This window comes from Lapillicoccus sp. (assembly GCF_025353065.1).
Taxonomy (GTDB): Bacteria; Actinomycetota; Actinomycetes; order Actinomycetales; family Dermatophilaceae; genus Lapillicoccus.
In genome coordinates this window covers 1-3,682 of the sequence record NZ_JANXRJ010000243.1, presented here as the reverse complement: position 1 = coordinate 3,682, position 3,682 = coordinate 1, and the positions used below count along the sequence as shown (strand labels likewise).

General features: G+C 66.2%; 2 protein-coding genes and 1 pseudogene. All 3 read right to left on the bottom strand.

Annotated features, from left to right (window positions below; translation table 11 throughout):
• Positions 1-1,863, bottom strand: a pseudogene (locus Q0R63_RS17955) (hypothetical protein); the annotation flags it as partial.
• Between the two features lie 87 nt (positions 1,864-1,950).
• Positions 1,951-2,208: a hypothetical protein gene (locus Q0R63_RS17950; RefSeq protein ID WP_295700356.1), complete on the bottom strand. Its 258-nt coding sequence runs from the start codon at positions 2,206-2,208 to the stop codon at positions 1,951-1,953.
• 122 nt (positions 2,209-2,330) lie between these two features.
• Positions 2,331-3,578 carry a hypothetical protein gene (locus Q0R63_RS17945; RefSeq protein ID WP_295700353.1) on the bottom strand — a complete coding sequence of 416 codons (1,248 nt, stop codon included), beginning with the start codon at positions 3,576-3,578 and terminating at the stop codon, positions 2,331-2,333.
• Between the last annotated feature and the right edge of the window lie 104 nt (positions 3,579-3,682).

Below are 3,682 nucleotides of genomic sequence, written 5' to 3'. Positions count from 1 at the left end.
GGTGTAGATCTGGCCGTCCGACCCTCCGGCGAAGCAAAGATCGGCCGCGGGGCATGACAGGGATGAGGGCGTATCCCCACCGGGCACGACGTATTCCCCGACGGCTTTGGTGCCGTCGAACACCGCGGACAGGCCTTGCTCTCCCACCATCACGCAGAAGGTGACCGTCGCGCAGGACACCGGTCCGAACGTCCCATACTGCTCATCGGGAAGCACCTCGGTGTTGGACCCCCAACTGGTCCCGTTGAACACCTGAACCCATTTGTCTCCGCGGTAGCCGACGCAGAAGGTGTCGCTCACGCACGAGACCGAGGAGATCGGGTCGCCGATCGTCGCCCGTTGGGGTGCGCTCCAGGTGCTGCCGTTGAAAACTCCAGAATTGCCCGTGCGGTCAGCGGCGAGACAGAACGTCGCCGACACGCAGGACATCGTGTACGGGTCACCGTGCCGAGGCTGAGCGTCAACCGGCTCGGTCCATGCCGGCCGGGGAGCCGCGGTGAAGTAACCGACGACGTCGATCAGAAGGTTGGTTGATCCGGTGCTGTTGTTCAATACCCGGATCTTGCCGTCCGCACCGACCGGAACCACAGCCAGGTTGGGAACGGTGGCGCCGGGTATGAGGTTCACGTTGGACACCACCGGCACGGGCGACCCGTCGGCCCAGGCCCGAACGTTGCCCGGTGCCTTGGCCAGGACGGCGGTCAAATTGACGATGACTGCCGCAACTCCGGCCGTTGGGATCCCCCCGCGGCCTCCCACGGACACCGACAGCGTTCCCTGCGCGGGGATGGGCGCCGTGACCGCCCCGATGCCGGATCTGGTGTCCAAAATTCGTGCGGGCCCGGCACCGACGTAGGCCCCGACGGATGAGACGTTGCCCGCGTCGTAATAGCCCAGCACGTCGCCCACCACCTGGGTGTAGCCGCCGCTGTCGTTGGTGAACTCGACGTGACCCTGATAGCCCGGCCCGGTGAACAGCGACGCGATCACCAGGCCCGAGACCGTCTGGTGAGCCGCGAAGTTCAGGCTCGACGTGCTTGGCGCATCGTTGGGCGAGGGCACCTGCAGATCCCCGGGTTTCGTCGGCGCCACCACCGTCAAGTTCATCACGACCGACACCACCCCCGTCGGCGGCACACCCGCAACGCCAGCTACCTTCAGATCTAGATTTCCGCCAGGGAACAGCGGGTTCTTGGGCGCGCCGAGCCCGATGCGGGTGTCCAGCACCCGGGACGGCACGAGAGCGTGGAACGACCCGGCCGAGGGGGAAGATCCGGCCACGTAGTAGCCGGACACATCGGCCAGCGCATCCACGCTGCCGGCGCTGTTCGCGATTCGAATTTTGCCGTCCGCGCCGACTTTCACCATCGTCAAATTGGCGACGGTCTGGCCGGCGACGAAGTTCAGGTTCGACGAGTTCGGCATTGTCACTCCGTCGGGCCAGACGCGGACATTGCCGGCCGCAGTCGGACCGACGACCGTCACGTTCATCACCACCGCGGCCACCCCGAACGCCGGAACCCCACCGCGACGCACGATCTGCACCGCGACGCTGGAACCGCCGCGCACGGGGGCTTTCGCCGCGCCCAGGCCTATCCGGGTGTCAAGGATCCGCGTCGGTGTCAACGGCACGAACGTCCCGCTGGCCGGCGACACCGCCGGTGCAGCCGCACCTGTCGGCCCCGACGTCACCACGGAAGGTCCAGCTTCTGCGTTCAAGGCGCCCACACTCAACGCGCCCACCACCAACAGCACAGCGATACCACCACGCACGACACCCGAACGAACCTTCACGCCGCCCCGCCCATCCAGGAAAATCGAACGCGAACGCGCCGATAGGGTGATCTTGCCTACCGCGAACAACTTTTTCTAGAGGAGACCCATCATCAACCACTTCGGTGGCCGCGGCAGCCTCTCTGACCGGTCACGGATCCGCACCCAGTTGGCCGATCAGTCCACTTCGAACCGACCCGCGGCTCGCTCCCGGCGATGCCACACCAATGAAATACCACTTTGAATTACGAAGCCCACGCTCAACACGAGCCAGAAGATCTGTTGGAAGCCGGGCGACTTGCCAGTTGCCACAGCCAGCACGATCAGCGTGATGTAGGTCAGCGTGCTGATCGACCAGAAGATCGACCCGGCCAACGCCCAGCGGTACCTGCGGAGCACCGTGAAGCGCCCGAGCGCTTCCTGGCTGATGGACATGCTCGCATCCTTGCACCCACCTCGCAGCACCGCCTTGAAGGCGCTGAGTCAGACCGTCCATCGCACGCACCGGTAGCCGAACGTTGAAGGAACGTCCAGGCGGGCGGGTGTCCGCCTTGGCGTCAATGGCCAGGTCCGCTGGGGTTGGCAGCCGATGATGCGGACCCGGTCGAGGATTGCACGGTGCTGCGGCCCGGGGGCGGGTCGATCAGTCGGGAGTGCCCCAAGACGACCGACGGGTCCAGTCGTACCGCGGCTGCCAGGGTCGCCAGATCCAGGGCGGACACGTCCGTGGTCAAGGCGCTGAACAGGGAAACCGAGAAGCCACGCCCTAGATCGGCACTGGCCTCCTGGGTGGACAGGTTCAGCCGGGTGGTACGCCCATCGACGGTCACCGCAACGTATTTCGCTGTCGGGTCCAGCCCCAGCGTCCGCGTCGGTACGACGCTCACTTGAAGGCAGGGGGGCGTCACCGTCGCCAGGGTGGTGACAGTTCCGGTCGGGCACAACAAGGACTGCGCTGCATCCAATTCGGTCGCCGTCCCCATCTCCACGATGCCCTGCACGGTGTAGCCGGGCAAGCTCACACCGACTGTCGTTTTCCGGGTCAGGGTGGTGGGTCGATCTATCAACCCGGCACCGAATGCCAACAAGGCCGGATCTCCGCCGGTCCCGGCCCAGACGTGGATGTACCGGCCATCGGGAAGTTGCCACTGCAGCCAGCGTTTCACCGGGCTGATGCCGATACTGGTCGGCCACACCGAACCGGGGTCACTGCCCAACGTTGCCGGGTGACCAGCCAGTACGATTTGCCGCGGCGCGACCAGCGGAGCGAGCCGATCAGGTTCGCTGCCGACTGCGGTGGCTCCGACGGTCAATCCAGCCGACGGGGAGATGACATACCCACGTTGCATCAACTCGACAGCGTTCAACACGGAGCCGGTCGGCCGTGCGGCGGTGGAGACCCCGGCTGCGCGTGGCGCCGTCCAGGCCACCTGCAACGTGTTGACATCACGGGACCACACCATGGTGTCGGCGGCCGTCGGAGCATCAACGGTCGGAGTGACCGGTGAGCTGATGTTCACCGCACCGGTAAAGGGCACCATGTGCGACCCCGGCGGAATGACCGCCGCCGGTTCCGCTGGCCATGTCGATGCGGCCGGGTCGGGGGCTGCGCGGTCGGTCTGGGCGACCAACCCGATCCCGCCGATGAGGACCACCACGGCCAAAGCCGAAGACACCAGTGCTGCAGTCCGGCGAAGGCGCGCACGCGCGGCGATCCCGCGTACGACCTCGGCCCGCACAGCCTCGGAGTCCAGCGGTTGAGCGGTCAGCGAACGGAATTCCAGGTCCAATTCGGGATAGCTCATCGTTCCTCCATAGATGGGACCACAACGACGGTTGGGACGGTGGTCGGATTGGGGCGCCGGCTCGACCTCGGCGGCACGGCAACGGCAGGCGGCTCGACACGCGT